The organism is Brevibacillus massiliensis, assembly GCF_000311785.1.
GTDB lineage: Bacteria > Bacillota > Bacilli > Brevibacillales > Brevibacillaceae > Brevibacillus_C > Brevibacillus_C massiliensis.
The window spans coordinates 7,518-21,107 of record NZ_HE978552.1; the positions used below are offsets into that span (position 1 = coordinate 7,518).

The 13,590-nt window shown below is 46.8% G+C and carries 23 protein-coding genes; 18 read left to right on the top strand and 5 right to left on the bottom strand.

What is annotated here, in order from left to right:
* Positions 1 to 292, bottom strand: a 292-nt coding sequence (locus HGBM_RS31225) for a hypothetical protein (protein ID WP_019123583.1), incomplete at its 3' end; no start/stop codon positions are given.
* Positions 293 to 403: 111 nt separating this feature from the next.
* On the opposite strand from HGBM_RS31225, the gene HGBM_RS23810 reads away from it, so the two are divergent.
* On the top strand, positions 404 to 598 hold the full coding sequence (locus HGBM_RS23810) for an SOS response-associated peptidase (protein WP_261798197.1): 195 nt from the start codon (positions 404 to 406) through the stop codon (positions 596 to 598).
* Between the two features lie 12 nt (positions 599 to 610).
* On the opposite strand, the gene HGBM_RS32325 is transcribed toward HGBM_RS23810, so the two are convergent.
* Positions 611 to 1,222 carry a replication-relaxation family protein gene (locus HGBM_RS32325; protein ID WP_019123585.1) on the bottom strand — a complete coding sequence of 204 codons (612 nt, stop codon included), beginning with the start codon at positions 1,220 to 1,222 and terminating at the stop codon, positions 611 to 613.
* Complete coding sequence (locus HGBM_RS23820) at positions 1,219 to 2,520, bottom strand: FtsK/SpoIIIE domain-containing protein (RefSeq protein ID WP_019123586.1); 1,302 nt, start codon at positions 2,518 to 2,520, stop codon at positions 1,219 to 1,221. Before HGBM_RS23820 ends, HGBM_RS32325 begins: the two co-directional genes overlap by 4 nt.
* A 288-nt stretch (positions 2,521 to 2,808) precedes the next feature.
* On the opposite strand from HGBM_RS23820, the gene HGBM_RS23825 reads away from it, so the two are divergent.
* On the top strand, positions 2,809 to 3,033 hold the full coding sequence (locus HGBM_RS23825) for a helix-turn-helix domain-containing protein (RefSeq protein ID WP_019123587.1): 225 nt from the start codon (positions 2,809 to 2,811) through the stop codon (positions 3,031 to 3,033).
* Positions 3,034 to 3,193: 160 nt separating this feature from the next.
* Here HGBM_RS23825 and HGBM_RS23830 read toward each other — a convergent pair whose 3' ends face one another.
* Together HGBM_RS23830 and HGBM_RS29130 are read right to left on the bottom strand one after the other, a co-directional pair.
* Positions 3,194 to 3,412, bottom strand: coding sequence for a helix-turn-helix domain-containing protein (locus HGBM_RS23830; protein ID WP_019123588.1), 219 nt, complete (start codon positions 3,410 to 3,412; stop codon positions 3,194 to 3,196).
* Positions 3,413 to 3,698: 286 nt separating this feature from the next.
* Positions 3,699 to 4,478: a helix-turn-helix domain-containing protein gene (locus tag HGBM_RS29130; protein WP_019123589.1), complete on the bottom strand. Its 780-nt coding sequence runs from the start codon at positions 4,476 to 4,478 to the stop codon at positions 3,699 to 3,701.
* 234 nt (positions 4,479 to 4,712) lie between these two features.
* Here HGBM_RS29130 and HGBM_RS28390 point away from each other — a divergent pair, with 234 nt between their 5' ends.
* From HGBM_RS28390 to HGBM_RS23920, 16 genes are all read left to right on the top strand, one after another.
* Positions 4,713 to 4,952, top strand: a complete 240-nt coding sequence (locus HGBM_RS28390; RefSeq protein WP_019123590.1) for a helix-turn-helix domain-containing protein — start codon at positions 4,713 to 4,715, stop codon at positions 4,950 to 4,952.
* Positions 4,953 to 4,971: 19 nt separating this feature from the next.
* A complete protein-coding gene (locus HGBM_RS29135; protein WP_019123591.1) occupies positions 4,972 to 5,766 on the top strand; it encodes a BRO-N domain-containing protein in 795 nt (264 codons plus the stop codon).
* Positions 5,767 to 5,792: 26 nt separating this feature from the next.
* Entirely contained in the window at positions 5,793 to 6,332 is a 540-nt protein-coding gene (locus tag HGBM_RS23850) for a hypothetical protein (RefSeq protein WP_019123592.1), read from the top strand.
* A gap of 37 nt (positions 6,333 to 6,369) precedes the next feature.
* Positions 6,370 to 6,546 (top strand): hypothetical protein, encoded by a 177-nt coding sequence (locus HGBM_RS30545; protein ID WP_019123593.1) that lies wholly within the window; start codon positions 6,370 to 6,372, stop codon positions 6,544 to 6,546.
* Between the two features lie 7 nt (positions 6,547 to 6,553).
* Positions 6,554 to 6,718, top strand: a complete 165-nt coding sequence (locus tag HGBM_RS30550; protein WP_019123594.1) for a hypothetical protein — start codon at positions 6,554 to 6,556, stop codon at positions 6,716 to 6,718.
* Between the two features lie 15 nt (positions 6,719 to 6,733).
* The gene (locus HGBM_RS23865) at positions 6,734 to 6,937 is read left to right on the top strand and encodes a hypothetical protein (RefSeq protein WP_019123595.1); all 204 of its coding nucleotides are present in this window, start codon (positions 6,734 to 6,736) and stop codon (positions 6,935 to 6,937) included.
* A 163-nt stretch (positions 6,938 to 7,100) separates the two neighbouring features.
* On the top strand, positions 7,101 to 8,624 hold the full coding sequence (locus HGBM_RS23875) for an AAA family ATPase (RefSeq protein WP_019123597.1): 1,524 nt from the start codon (positions 7,101 to 7,103) through the stop codon (positions 8,622 to 8,624).
* Positions 8,621 to 8,911: an AbrB/MazE/SpoVT family DNA-binding domain-containing protein gene (locus tag HGBM_RS23880; RefSeq protein ID WP_019123598.1), complete on the top strand. Its 291-nt coding sequence runs from the start codon at positions 8,621 to 8,623 to the stop codon at positions 8,909 to 8,911. The genes HGBM_RS23875 and HGBM_RS23880 overlap by 4 nt, the downstream gene beginning before the upstream one ends.
* Positions 8,904 to 9,038, top strand: a complete 135-nt coding sequence (locus HGBM_RS32180; RefSeq protein WP_019123599.1) for a hypothetical protein — start codon at positions 8,904 to 8,906, stop codon at positions 9,036 to 9,038. Before HGBM_RS23880 ends, HGBM_RS32180 begins: the two co-directional genes overlap by 8 nt.
* On the top strand, positions 9,035 to 9,940 hold the full coding sequence (locus tag HGBM_RS23890; RefSeq protein WP_019123600.1) for a RecT family recombinase: 906 nt from the start codon (positions 9,035 to 9,037) through the stop codon (positions 9,938 to 9,940). Before HGBM_RS32180 ends, HGBM_RS23890 begins: the two co-directional genes overlap by 4 nt.
* Positions 9,937 to 10,095 (top strand): hypothetical protein, encoded by a 159-nt coding sequence (locus tag HGBM_RS30555; protein WP_019123601.1) that lies wholly within the window; start codon positions 9,937 to 9,939, stop codon positions 10,093 to 10,095. The genes HGBM_RS23890 and HGBM_RS30555 overlap by 4 nt, the downstream gene beginning before the upstream one ends.
* A gap of 202 nt (positions 10,096 to 10,297) precedes the next feature.
* Positions 10,298 to 11,044, top strand: a complete 747-nt coding sequence (locus tag HGBM_RS23900; RefSeq protein ID WP_019123602.1) for an MBL fold metallo-hydrolase — start codon at positions 10,298 to 10,300, stop codon at positions 11,042 to 11,044.
* The gene (locus HGBM_RS23905; protein ID WP_019123603.1) at positions 11,045 to 11,689 is read left to right on the top strand and encodes a hypothetical protein; all 645 of its coding nucleotides are present in this window, start codon (positions 11,045 to 11,047) and stop codon (positions 11,687 to 11,689) included.
* Between the two features lie 18 nt (positions 11,690 to 11,707).
* Positions 11,708 to 12,169 (top strand): endonuclease domain-containing protein, encoded by a 462-nt coding sequence (locus tag HGBM_RS23910; protein WP_035287869.1) that lies wholly within the window; start codon positions 11,708 to 11,710, stop codon positions 12,167 to 12,169.
* Positions 12,170 to 12,174: 5 nt separating this feature from the next.
* Positions 12,175 to 13,008: a conserved phage C-terminal domain-containing protein gene (locus tag HGBM_RS29140; protein ID WP_019123605.1), complete on the top strand. Its 834-nt coding sequence runs from the start codon at positions 12,175 to 12,177 to the stop codon at positions 13,006 to 13,008.
* Positions 12,983 to 13,590: DnaB-like helicase N-terminal domain-containing protein (locus tag HGBM_RS23920; protein ID WP_019123606.1), on the top strand; the 608-nt coding region annotated here is incomplete at its 3' end. The genes HGBM_RS29140 and HGBM_RS23920, both read left to right, overlap by 26 nt.

The window sequence follows — 13,590 nt, forward strand, 5'->3', positions numbered from 1 at the left end:
GCGGCGTGTGCTGGCTGCCTTTGCTTAGATAGATCTGCCACAGCTCCTCCACGGTACGCCTAGTCAGCCGCTCTGTGTCATCATTATGATTAGAGTTACCTTTTTCTACAGGAAGTGGTTGCCTCTCTTTGATTTCAGTTACCTGTTTCATAAGCTGGCGCAGGAAAGCCGCCACGGTTCCATCGAATTTATCGATCTGTTCCCATTCCTCCGCTGTAAGTGTCAACGATACCTTTCGTGTGATTCCCTGTGCCTTACGTCCAGCACCTTCTCTTTTTCCGCCTCTTGCCACAGTATCACTCTCCTATTGAATTGAGTTACTTATATCATACCACAAGGGTAGAGATTCATCAATAGATTTTAGTAACTTAATTCAAAATTCAAGTGAGAGGTCGTCAGAGACATCCGTGATCGTATGCCTGTCATATTGAGAAAAGACAATGAAAAAATTTGGCTTGATCGTGAACGGTTTGACTCCGACTTGCTGCAGTCGCTGCTCGTTCCGTATGAAGCTGACCTGATGCGAGCATATCCCGTATCTCCAGCTGTAGGCAGCCCGAAAAACGATACACCAGAGTGTGTCAAAGAAATCGTGTAACCCGATCTGCACCTACGCAGTATCGGGTTTTTTGCTAAGAAGTTCATTTACTGACCTACTCTGTAAGACAGGGAATGGTAATCCGTCTGGCACCGGGACCCGCGACGCCGACAGAATCCAAATGTACGGGAACACCTTCTTATCCTTTGGCTGCCAACTTTCTTCCCGCCATCGGCCATTACGAAAAAAGTTAATATACCTCTGAAACTTCTCCAGCCAAACCTTTTGTGAAAATACATTTCTTTGTACCTCGATCCAGAACGCCCGGCCAGCCCAAATAGTGAATATGTCAGGCTCCGGCAAACCTTTCTCATACTTTGGTTCAACCTGAAAAATGCGCGGCGGGCTGATCTGCAGCATCTCCCTGTACACGCTGGCAATCGCCAAGTAGTGCGGCACCTTTTGAGAGTCTTTTCGTAATGGCGAGGGCCTTGCTGAGTAAACATACGGCGCCGAAGATGTGACTAGTTCAACCTCGCCTCGATCACGCAAACGCCTCATGACCTCATTTGTAGCCTTTATGGGCGCTTTGTTGCCGCGAAAGTGGATAGCTGCTATATCATCCCTCGCTAAACAGCGGAAGCGCTCCAAATCGCTCAGAATGGCTCTGTACCTCATCCTCATGAAATCAACTCCCCGAATATGATTTCTTCCTCTTGTACATGAGTGTCGGTTGTAACGACATCATTTTCAGCTATACGATACTGATCAATGATCTTCTCGGCCTCTTCTTCGGACAACCAGGGAATTTGCACCTCGCTGATACGGTCCGGTTCCTTGACTATGGCCCGCCCGGGAACAGAAAGCTGTGCAGCTGCATCATTGTCAAGGAACATGCGACTATTCAAGGCATCGCTCATCCTGTAGGCCACCCGGACAGTCAGGTTATTCTTCAGCCGGCCTCCAATGATTTCTGAATCAACACGCTGCTGGCTCAAAATCAGGAATACACCCAGTGCCCGGCCAATTGCGCCAATCTCCTCCAGGTATTCATGTGCGGCTTTTTCTTTGGATAGGAGGGCTACCTCATCTATGCAAACCACGACATAGGGCAGTGTCTTCCCAGTTCGTTTTTGATATTGGTCAATGTTCGTTGCCCCGGCTCGCCCCAGCAGTGTGGAGCGGTTGTCCATGAGGCGGCACACGTCCTGCAGCATTGTGATAACCTCCAAGCGGTTGATAGCCACATGCTCCACGTGAGGGATCCCGCTGTACTGCTGAAACTCGGTCTTTTTTAGGTCGCCCAGATACAGGCGCAGCTGTTCCGGTGAAAAATACTGTAACCAGGAACAGAGGAGAACGCGAAGCGCGGACGATTTGCCGTAGCCGGTTACGCCTACAATCCCAAGGTGAGGATTCCGTCTCATGTCGTATGTGATCGGTTGGCCGGACTCGGTAATACCGGCGAAAACCGGCAGCCCACCAACCTTATCAAAAACCCTCTGCACCAAAGGATACGAGTACGGGACCATCGACGGCAGCGGAGTGGCAACTACCACCTGATGAACGACGTCGCCAATCACCAGCTTTGCATACTGACCGAACTCCTGACGGAATACATATTCGCGCTGCTTGAGTGATTCTGGGGAGTACCCGGGTGGTAATCGAAAGCTGATTGTCAGCGCCGAAGTCGTCCGACTGATCCGCTCGATCCATGGGTACTCACGCACCTCCTTGATCTGGCCGTCACCGTAGTCACGCCGTTTATGGACGTTGTAGATACCACCTGCTTTAAAAGCCTGGATCATACGATACCGCATGTCGTAGCGGCTGCTTATCATTCGCGGAGCCTGCATACAGGCCCAAAAGCCATATCCAGCTGCAGCGTATTTGCCGATCGTTATCAATGGAGGTCCAAGTTTGTAGGTTGCCAAGCCAACAAATTTTCCGCCAAAAAGAGATGCCAACACCGCATCTAACATACTTTCACCCCTTCCCCCGCGCCCCCAACCCCTCGGCGCTCACTTCCGTTCGCTTGAACAAAAGAGCATTTTCCCATAAGATCAGGCGCTCGGAGCTTGAATACACGTGTTGGCTTACACGGTCAGAAACCAGTGTCGTAACCAGGGTAAAAAGTCTGGCAATACCCGTGTAGCTGCACGTGTTTCAAATTGATGCAGCAGGGATTGTACAATATTCCAAATTCATTTGGAGGATCATGTATATTTTTTTGGATATTTGGACATGGCTGTATCTGAGGTGATCTTAAAATGTTCGGATTAGGCAAGAAAAGGACAAAACTCGGGAAGTGGCTCGACAAAAGAGGAATTTCTCAGGCCTGGCTCGCGAAAGAATCAAAGGTAAGCGAAAATACGATCAGCGACTTGACAAACAAAGACGATCGGATCCCAAACGGAAGGACGATGAAGAAGGTTTTGAACGCGCTTCGGAAGGTCGATCCAACTGTAAAGCAAGATGACTTTTGGCAAATGTAAAGGCTCCTGTCAAGAGACTTGGAGCCCAATTTGTTTAATATGGTTGAATTTACCAATGTATTTTTTATTGGAAAGGATTACAATGGAAGTACTATCCATATCTGAACCTATAGCTTCAGATTTACCCCAGGGGAGTGCAGAGCAAATTTCTCTGCAGCGCCTATCGAGACTTAACCCACTGATAGAGGTCTTCCATTCGGCAGTTAAGAACACGCGAAATGGTGTACATAGCATCAGCGGACATAGGTTTCTGGTCCTTAACGTAGTACGAGATCATTCGCTCAGAGATACCTGTCCTTCGGGCCAATTCAGCCTGACTAATGCCGATGCGATCCAGCAGTGGTTTCAATAGGCACTTCCCACGGGTGAAAAGCGCCATAGGTTCTCATCCTCTTAAATTTTCAAAAAGGGTGGTGACATCGGATGCATCATATCATAGTTTCTTTTGCGTGAAAATAATAGAATATTTGATCATGTTAAAAACAATTGTTCTTTTTTGTAAGAATGGAAACAAACGTTCGCGAATTTGTGTTATAATTTAGCTTGATATTAACATGGAGAAATCTTACATAAGTCAAGGCGGGTGGTTGGCATCGAACGAAAAGTAGTTGATTTAGACAAGCTGTCTACGTTGCTAGGAGTAAATCTGCGCAAAAAAATAGGAATTAATCAAGATCCCGTTCCATACGCAGAAAAGCCAGCAACTTCTTCCATTCCTTCTCAGTCAGTTCACGACCATCAACCATAACCTTATACCGCTGCATCAACTCCTCATCAGATAAATCGATCTCGGCCAGAAACTCTTTCTCGGATTCATCTGAGAAGGGGTTTTTTAAGTTTTGTTTTTTGTATAAGCTTTCTAACTCGGCTAAAAACTCTTCTAATGATTTTTTGCTTAATATAAGATCATCTAGATTTTGAATTCCTTTTTTAATCGTGATGAAATTATAGTTTTTATTGAATTCTTCATACGCATATTCTGCGTCCGATTCACTTAAATCGTCTGGATCAGCGTTTAGGTAGTCGTAGAGATACCAATGATCGAATTTGTTTGTAGCTGAACCCAAAGGCAGATATCCACCGAAAATAGCAAAAATATCTTTATGCAGATTGCCTGGGAACTTCCCTTCATCATTCGCTAATCCCCTTAGCAGCCTGAGTATTTTCGTTTCGACAACATCTTCGTTGGCATATATCTCGGCGAGTTGACGTTTTTCCTCTTCATCTAATTTCTCCCAATGACCAGCCTTTTCCATCAATTCTAAAAACGAAACACCGAGTACTTTGGCTAATTTTCGTATTGTAGGGGCCTTAGGAGCGTTTCTCTCTCCATTTTCAATCCTCGATAAATGTGAATGGTCAATTCCTATTTGCTCAGCTACGTAAGTTAAAGTTAAGTTTTTTGATTCGCGAATTTGTTTAATATAACGCCCAAATTCGTTCATAAAAACAACTCCATTCATTATACTTTTCCAGAAGTATATTTGCCAATTGACACACTCATTATACATGCATTTTGTCAAAATGCAAAGATAATATGAGTATCGCTGTGACAAATGACAAAAATGAGAAAATACGTTCGATTTTGAACGAATACGGCTATTTTTGAGGTTTTGTCATATGACACGAAAATCGTATAATCAAATTGTGTCAAATAGCACAAAGGAGGTGAATTAAAGGTGAAGAGCGCAATCCTGGACACCGAGAAACTCGTTAATTATATGCGCCGAAAGGGGCTTAATACAACCGCGATGGCTGCGAAAGTTGGAGTATCACCTTCATGTTTATCACGTGTGCTAAACAACAAAAGGCCTCCAAGTGGAGTTGTATGGAGTGGGCTTCTTGGTTTTTTTGGAAAAAAGGTTTTTGATTTTATTATTTTTGTCGATGATGTGTCAAATGACAAAAAAGCAGGGTGACAGAAAAGGATGGTGACTGATGAAACTAACTTTAGCAAAAACAGCTTTGTTTGGAAACGCGCAATGCGACTTCTGGCAAAACGAAAGCGGCGACGTATTCATGACCTCCCGCCAACTCGGAAGAGCTATTGGTTACGCTGATCCGCAAAAAGGGATGGATAAACTTGTTGAGCGCAATCCTCAACTGAAAAATGAGGAGTTTTCAGTTACCGTCAAACTGACGGGTACTGACGGGAAGCTTTATAACACAAGGGTTTTCAATGAGGATGGCATTTACGAAGCCACCATGTTAGCAAAAACGGAAAAAGCAGCAGAATTCCGTTCATGGGTTCGCAAGATCCTGAAAAGTCTGCGTAAAGGGGAGGTCGCTATTGTTGCTTCTACCGACTACAAGCAGATGGAACTTGAAATCAAGAGGATGAATGCAGAAGCGCGATTGCTGAATGCACGGACACGGCAGGCAATGCTGATACTCAAGTCCAAGGATGGAAAGACACTTTCTCCGCAGTCGGTTGAGTTGCTTGATATCAACGCCTTGGAAGTCCTGACGGACAAGCCCATAGAATACCGACCGGAGGTTCAAAAGACATACACAGCAGAACAGATTGGCAAAGAGTTAGGCATATCCAAACAAATGGTTGGCCGTATCGCTAACGAGCACGATCTAAAAACACCCGAGTACGGAATAGAAGTGTTGGACAAGTCCCCGTACAGTTCAAAGCAGGTTCCAAGTTTCAGGTATTACGAGTCCGGCAGACAAGCCATAATCGAAGCGTTCAAAAAGCGAAAAACAAGTGGAGCGAATGAGGAATAGCGCCATGAAAGAAGGAGTGGTACAACATGCAAACAATCAAAATGATTGATTCTAACGCCGGTGAAATCTTCCACCTGTTTGAAGTGATGAAAAAGTTCGGAGTCACTTGCAGTTTGGAATTCAACTTGGAAAAGTGGGTGGATCCATTTATCGGTATCTCAAAGGTTGACGTAGATGTTGAATATTTGGAAGGCGGCGAAGAGGGAGACACCTTAGTTGTGAAGATGGGTGAAGCGGATTTTTCGTTCAGTCTGAGAGATCACACTTTCAGCAAGCTGATCTCCGAATGTCAAATTTTTATTGCCATCTCGGAAAAAGACGGCAGCTACACTGCTTGGTTCAATAGCGGTTTCGCTTCGCCGAAGGCAATCGCTGAAGCAAATAATTACGCTGAATACGGTGCCGAATTCGACGACAAAGAGATTGAACTTAACGTTATGTCTGACGACTTCGAAGACAATCTGAGATTTCTTAATCGACTATTGGAAGAGGGCAGAGTGATAAAGAAAGCGTCTGTAAAAGGCGGCGGAGAGCAACTTTTAACAGTTGGTTTTATCGCCGGATAGCAGAATAAGCCGTTTTGATCAAAGAGGGTGACAAATCATGATCATCCATCTTTCCGACTACCGTAAACCGGATCAGCCAATGAGCAAACGTACATTTGAAGCCAGTTTGAAAAACATCACCAAGCTGATCGAGAAAGGACAGGTAACGTCAGACCAAGCTTATCAAAAAATACAGCGGCTGATCGACGAGTATTTCTTTCCGGAAGGGAGGTGACGGGAAAATGCCGCAACTAACAGCCGAACATCAAGCAGCACACGATCACTACCTGCGTCTGTTGGAAATCTATCTCTACGGTCAGGTCAGTGATGACGGTCGGCGTTGGCTTCACAAGGAAATGTCCGAGTTGGAGCGCGACATGGAAGCTGCTGGACTCTTGAATACCTGAAAGGAGGTGAACAAGTTGAGAAAAGATGTAAAGTCACTGGCTCTTGATACGATGCAGACGGTGCTTACAGACGGCCAGCGCGTTCTGAAATTCTTTGAAGATGGAGGGATAGACGAGGGAGCATATTTACCACCAAAAGCATTCACAATCGTCGGCCTAGATCGAATTGAAGCGCTACGGGATTTCCTAAATGAACATTTTCCAGTAAAAGGTTGGTGAAAATGAGTAAGCATCCATACAGCACGTCGTCACTTGCCAACATTCAAAAATTTTTGGAGCTAAAGCGACAGATGGTAGCTGACCTAGAAAAAGAGATTAGGCTTCTTGAAAAGTTCAAGAGGTTGTTAATGGAAAGGCAGCAACCGCTGAGATTGGAGGAAAAATGAAGATTTTATTCCAAAAACTTACCCTAAAAAATTACAAGTCCCACCGCGATCTGGTTGTAGAGTTTGGCGACCTCACCAGAATCACAGGGGACAATGCGAAAGGTAAGTCGAGTATTCCCGAAGCTGTCTCTTGGACATTATACGGCACAGATACTTTCGGAAGCAAGATCGACCCTACACCGATCGGATACGACTTCGACGAAGTGAAGGCAGAACTGCTTCTAAGCGTTGACGACAAGCAAATCCTCCTAGGGCGCGGCATCGCAAAAGGAAAAGTCCAATATTGGATCAACGAGGTACCGAGCAAGGCCACGGAGTTTGATCAACTGGTACAATCCCTGTTTGACAAAGACCTGTTCCTGTCGCTGTTCAATCCATCATACTTTCCTTCGCTGCACTGGGAGACGCAGCGCAAACTCATTCTCCAATATGTCACGGCACCGGCCAACAGAGAGGTGTTTGCCCAACTGCCTGCAGCACAGGCGGACAAGCTGGCAGAACTGCTCAAAAAGCACTCACTGGCAGACCTGGAGAAAATCCATCGCGACAACAAAAACAAGCAGGACAAGCAGTACATAGCAGCGCAGAGCCGCACCAAGACACTGCTGGAACAATTGGAGAGGTTGCCGCAGGAAGACATTGATATCGAGGCTACAAAGGCCGAGAGTACCAAGTTGTACGAGAAGATCAAAGAAATTGAAAAGATGACAGGGTCAGCCGATGAGAACAACCGCAAAATCAATACCTTGCAAGCCCGGATCAAATCGTTGTTGGAACAACGAGATCGTATGAAAGCACAGTTTGCCGCGTTGAAAGACGAGCCTATCAAGGACACCTGCCGAACATGTGGACAAGTGCTCCAGGGAGATGCGAAGGCCAACGCAGAGGCTGACAAGCAGAAGCGCATTGATCAGTTCAAAGCTGATTACGACAAGACCGTGTTGGAGCGCAAAGAGCTGGAAGCACAACTTGCAACACTTGAATATATCGACGTTTCCGAACAGTTGGAGAACATTCGGGAATTGGAGCGTAAACGTGACGCTCTGGAGGATGCAATCTACCGCCTGAAAAACGTTCAAGGCCTGCAAGAAGAGATTGAGAAAGCCAAAGCCGACGAGGCAGCTACGCTGGCCAGTCGTAACGAATCTGTTTTCATCCTGGATGCAATCAAGGCGTTTCTGGCCAAGGAAGCGGAACTGCAAGCGGCCAAAGTGCAAGACCTTTTCACGACACTCTCCATTCGCCTGTTCAAGCAAAACAAAACAGACGGTGAGTTGAAGCCCGACTTTGAAATAGAGATGGACGGCAAGCCATATCGGAAGCTGTCGCTGTCTGAGAGCATCCGAGCTGGACTGGAGTTGCGGGATGTGTTGAGTCAGCAAAGCGGGATTGTGGCACCGTGCTTCGTGGACAACGCAGAGAGCATCACGCGATTTACGCAGCCGAATGGACAACTGATCATGTGCCGGGTTGTAGCTGGACAGGACTTGAAAATCGAAATGGAGGATGAAGCGGAATGAAAGCCACTGGCATAGTTCGGAAGATATACCATTTGGGACGAATCGTTTTGCCAAAGGAGTTACGGGACACATTCCGGTGGAAACCTGGAACGCCCCTGGAGGTTTATGTAGACGGCGAAAATGTCGTATTGAGTGAATATTCCCCAGGCTGCTCTCTCTGCGGCAATATAGATACTCCCATGACAAACCTGTATCCACAGAAAGCGATCTGCACCCATTGCGTGGACATTATCGTGAAGGACAAGGATAACTTGAAACGAGCAGCAGGGGGTATGTTCAATGCCTAAACACGGTGGCTGCGCTCTTTGCAAAGGTGTTGCACAAGAAATCTTGACTAGCGTTTCGGTGGGGCAAAATTCCATTGCGGTATGTGATGAATGCAAAAAACAGCTGAAAGGGGCAACGAAGAAATGACAAATTCCACAGCGGTTCAGGCCATCGATACAAACGCAGTTGTCGGCAGTTTTACACAATCTGAGCTGGACACGTTGAAAGCGACAATCGCCCGCGGCACAACCAATGAGCAGTTCGCTCTGTTCGTTCAGACTTGCGCGCGCAGCGGACTTAATCCTTTCCTCAACCAGGTCTACTGCATCGTGTACAACGGCAAAGACGGCCCTGTTATGAGCATCCAGATCGCTGTCGAGGGTATCGTCGCCCTCGCCAAACGCCACCCGCAGTACAAGGGCTTCATCGCCTCTGAGGTCAAGGAAAACGACGAGTTTGAAATCGATGTCGTCACTGGGGAGCCGAAACACCGTATCACGTCAATGCAGCGCGGAAAGACGATTGGAGCCTACTGCGTTGCTTATCGCGAGGGTGCGCCGAACATTGCGGTGGTCATCACTAATGATCAGGTTGAACACCTGCTCAAAGGCCGCAACGGTCAGATGTGGAAGGACTACTTCGACGACATGATCGTCAAACACGCGATTAAGCGGGCTTTCAAGCGGCAGTTCGGCATTGAGGTGGCAGAGGACGAGCATTTCCAATCAGGATCATCGGTTGACAACATCCCTGAATACCAGCCGCAACGCAAAGACATCACGCCACAAGCAGAAGTGATAGATGTACCGAAGCAGCCAGCCGAAGATGACGAAGCGGCCAAGATGAAGAAAGCACGCGCCGAGATGAAGAAGAAGTTCGCGCAGCTTGGTATCACTGACCCCGATCAGATGAGCGCGTACATTGCAGAGCATGCCAAGCCCAAAGGGGACAAGCCCACACTAGCAGAGATGATGGGTCTGCTCAAGATCATGGATTTAGAGATTGAAGCACGTAAGGCAGCACAAAGTACGGATGATGATTTGCTATGAAAAACGATTACGAGATCCGCGAAGGAGTTACCGCTATCTTTCTAAAGCGCAAAGATGGAACTGTAATTGAAACGATCATTGACACTTCGGATTTACCGAAAGCCCAGGAGATCGAAGGTGCATGGTATGCGCTGTATAGCAAGTTTAAGGACTGATGCCATTTTGTAAAGAGAATTCCAGGCTATCCCGATAATTCCGCAGATATTTGGTAGGTGACGCTCATGTACAAAGTAGAGGTCTACCGCAGGGATCCAGAATGTCAACTCTGCGGACGCGAGATGAATCCTGGAAGGGAGCATTACTTTCGGGGCTTGGAAATCTGCGTTCGGTGTGACGACGAGATCAAGGAGGGCAGGGATGGAAGTAAACATTCTAGCTTCCGGATCGGACGGAAATTGCGTCGCCGTCCGGTCCGGACAAACAACGATACTGATTGACGCGGGCATAGCCAAGACCAAGATTGAGAAGCGGCTGCTGGAGGTTGGTATTCGGCCAGATGAGATCGCGGCAATATTCGTGACACATGCCCACTCAGACCACATTAAGGGGCTGCCTCTCGCTGCCAAGTACCTTATTCCGGTATACGCCACATACGGCGAGTGGAAGTGTATCGCGGAGCCAGAGGAAAAAGACGGACTGGTCGAGGTTGGCAAAGGCCCCTGCTTCTTTGATCCGAATGGATTCACGGTCACAGCATTTAAAACATACCATGACGCCTACGAGCCGGTCGGCTACACGGTGACGGCCGGGGAAAGGAAAGCAAGCATCTGCTTGGACACAGGCAAGGTTGACCCCGAGATGTTGGAGACAATGGCCGGCAGCGACATTTATGTCATCGAGGCAAATCACGATCCGTCCATGGTCGAAGCGGGCCCCTATCCTGACAGCGTGAAGTCCCGCATCCTCTCAGACATTGGGCACCTGTCAAATGAACAGGTCGCTGTGACTCTTGGGAGCCTTATACAAGGGCGAGGGGAGCGGATATACCTAACACACCTATCAAAGCGAAACAACCTGCCTGCACTGGCTGAAATGACCGTGAAGCAGGCGTTGAAGCGTAAAGGTTTGGAAGAGGGGAAACATTACGAAATCGAGGTGGTTTGAGTGTTCAAGATACGGCTCATAAAAAATTTGCGTACTGCTTCTGTTCATATCTCAAAGGGTACAGTCATGGTCGCAAGGGTTCGGCCAGGCAGCTTTTTGGAGCTTAACAGACCATATCAGGTGATTGAAGGTCCACACTCAGGTTTGGAGGTACCGGCGGAATACGCAGTGGTACTTCCAGCTGAAAGGATGTACTCCGAAGCCGAGTACAACAAGCTGCGTAACGAACTGAACGTGATCCGTGCGGAAAACAAGCGGATTCAGGAAGAGATCAACAAAATGGCTGCTGGGGAAAAGGTTTCTCTCCCCCGGGAAGTGGCCGAGGCGATTGAAGAGTGCAAAAATGCTTGGAATCCATTCGGCGATGATATATATCTGCACTTCCTCAATATTGATGGTTTTGATGATAGGACTACCAGCGGGCGTATTCTTGCAAGTTACGCACGATCAAAGCCTTTTGAATACATGTCTGCCCTCGTCAACGGCTACACCGTCGAGCAATCCCCTGCAGAACGCCTCAAACAAGGCATCCAACAGATATATGAGCAATGGACGCATACTCCAAGCACTGGAGACGACCAAGCGGACGGCGCTGACCTGGCCGAGCGGATTATCAAGTACCTGGAAGCAGAGAAGAAACTATGAGGGGGTGAGGTGAGCAAGATGTCTTGGGAAGAGGTAGCAGAAGAAAGGATTCAATCTCGAATTGAACTTGCAAACCTCGAAATTAGCGCTGCTGAGAAATTTTGCAAATCGCCAATTGAAAAAATCGCTTATATCGGCATGAGAGATCTTCTTTTCGCATTCGGTGCCATGAACCTCTTGATCTATCCACAATTCAAAATCGGCACATATACAGTTGATTTTCTGATCAAGTTCAAACCTAAACACTCTTCAAACGAATCGAAAGAACTCTCTATCGTTGTAGAATGCGATGGTCATGACTGGCATGAAAAGTCAAAGGAACAAGTGGCAAGAGATAAGGAGCGGGAACGGTTCATAGCAAAACAGGGTTATCTTCTGCTGCGTTATTCAGGATCGGAAATAGTCGATGAACCTCATAGAATCGTAAGCGACATTACAGAGATAATCTTCCGGTGGTGGCCGCGAATAAAAAGTGGGTGATGTAATTGGCCAGGCCGACAAAAGAAGGGCTTGAATACTTCCCATTAGACGTAGATATCGATCAGGACGAGAAAGTGATCATGGTTGTCGCTAAGCATGGCATGCGAGGGTTTGGGATTTTGATCCGCCTAATGATGGAGATATACAAAAACGGCTACTTCTATCAATGGGGGGAAAGAGAGAGGCATGTCTTCTCCATGAAAGTGAATGAGTCTGTAGAGCTTGTAGATGAAGTTGTTGAGGAGTGTTTGAAGTGGGGATTCTTTAGTCGGGAGCTGTACAAAAGCTACGGAATCCTCACTTCCAAGGGATTTCAAAAGCGATTCCTACTTGCAACAAGCAGACGTAAAGGTATCGTGATCAAACCAGAATTTCTGCTAATCGATTCAGTTAATGCTGACAATAACCACGATAATGATGACGATAATCCCGTTCAACTGGAGTTATTGCCAGCAGAAACACCACAAAAGAAAGTAAAAGAAAAGAAAGTAAAAGAAACAAACATATATGAGCAGATCATTGGTTACCTGAACAAAAAAACCGGAAAAAATTACTCCGCAAAATCAGAAGCCAATAAGAAACTGATTAACGGCAGATTGTCAGAAGGCAGAACCATTGATGACTTTTATTACGTGATCGATGTCAAGTGTAGCCATTGGCTGGAAGACGAGAAAATGTGCGAATATCTACGACCGAGCACCTTATTTCGACCATCAAAATTTGATGAGTATTTAAACCAGGCCCCTCATAAGAAAAAAGCTGATCCAAGAGATAAAGAGATAGCTTTCCGTAGGTGGGTAGAAGAAGGGAATGATGAAAATGACTTCGATTGGAGTTGATATTGCTGATATAGCCGCAGAGCAATCCGTTCTTGGAGCTATATTCCTCGACCAAAATGCACTGGATCGTATCATGTTCCTTGAACCAAGAGATTTCTTTGTCGATCGTCACCAGAAGATTTTCGAAGTCATGAAATACCTGCACGACCAAAACAAACCGGTGGACGTGGTTACGGTAACCGACGAGTATCAGAAGTTCAATCGCGTAAACGACATGGGCGGCGTATCATATCTGATCGAACTTGGAAAATCATGTCCTACCGCTGCAAATATTGATCACTATGCCCAAATCGTCCGATCAAGGGCAATCCGCAGGAGAGGTGCAGCAGCCGGTGCGAAGATCATGGAATTGTCGAGAGAAGATTTTGAATCGGACGAGGAGTACTTCGCTGCCGTCGAACAACTTGTATCTGAGTTACGGCCGCGGGAAGTTGGGAAGATGAGTAGCTTCCGAGAAAACAAGGAGCGATACTTTGAGCACCTGACGAAAAAAGCAGAGTTTGTCTTAACTGGCTTCAACCAATTCGACGAATGGGCAAAAGGCCTTTGGCGTGGCTGGTTGTATGTACTAGCCGGTCGCCC

Bases quoted from the DNA above. Each gene is read 5' to 3' on its own strand.
- HGBM_RS32325 (WP_019123585.1), bottom strand. From the start codon at position 1,222: ATGAGGATGAGGTACAGAGCCATTCTGAGCGATTTGGAGCGCTTCCGC.
- HGBM_RS23820 (WP_019123586.1), bottom strand. From the start codon at position 2,520: ATGTTAGATGCGGTGTTGGCATCTCTTTTTGGCGGAAAATTTGTTGGC.
- HGBM_RS23825 (WP_019123587.1), top strand. From the start codon at position 2,809: ATGTTCGGATTAGGCAAGAAAAGGACAAAACTCGGGAAGTGGCTCGAC.
- HGBM_RS23830 (WP_019123588.1), bottom strand. From the start codon at position 3,412: ATGGCGCTTTTCACCCGTGGGAAGTGCCTATTGAAACCACTGCTGGAT.
- HGBM_RS29130 (WP_019123589.1), bottom strand. From the start codon at position 4,478: ATGAACGAATTTGGGCGTTATATTAAACAAATTCGCGAATCAAAAAAC.
- HGBM_RS29135 (WP_019123591.1), top strand. From the start codon at position 4,972: ATGAAACTAACTTTAGCAAAAACAGCTTTGTTTGGAAACGCGCAATGC.
- HGBM_RS23850 (WP_019123592.1), top strand. From the start codon at position 5,793: ATGCAAACAATCAAAATGATTGATTCTAACGCCGGTGAAATCTTCCAC.
- HGBM_RS30545 (WP_019123593.1), top strand. From the start codon at position 6,370: ATGATCATCCATCTTTCCGACTACCGTAAACCGGATCAGCCAATGAGC.
- HGBM_RS30550 (WP_019123594.1), top strand. From the start codon at position 6,554: ATGCCGCAACTAACAGCCGAACATCAAGCAGCACACGATCACTACCTG.
- HGBM_RS23875 (WP_019123597.1), top strand. From the start codon at position 7,101: ATGAAGATTTTATTCCAAAAACTTACCCTAAAAAATTACAAGTCCCAC.
- HGBM_RS23880 (WP_019123598.1), top strand. From the start codon at position 8,621: ATGAAAGCCACTGGCATAGTTCGGAAGATATACCATTTGGGACGAATC.
- HGBM_RS32180 (WP_019123599.1), top strand. From the start codon at position 8,904: ATGCCTAAACACGGTGGCTGCGCTCTTTGCAAAGGTGTTGCACAAGAA.
- HGBM_RS23890 (WP_019123600.1), top strand. From the start codon at position 9,035: ATGACAAATTCCACAGCGGTTCAGGCCATCGATACAAACGCAGTTGTC.
- HGBM_RS30555 (WP_019123601.1), top strand. From the start codon at position 9,937: ATGAAAAACGATTACGAGATCCGCGAAGGAGTTACCGCTATCTTTCTA.
- HGBM_RS23900 (WP_019123602.1), top strand. From the start codon at position 10,298: ATGGAAGTAAACATTCTAGCTTCCGGATCGGACGGAAATTGCGTCGCC.
- HGBM_RS23910 (WP_035287869.1), top strand. From the start codon at position 11,708: ATGTCTTGGGAAGAGGTAGCAGAAGAAAGGATTCAATCTCGAATTGAA.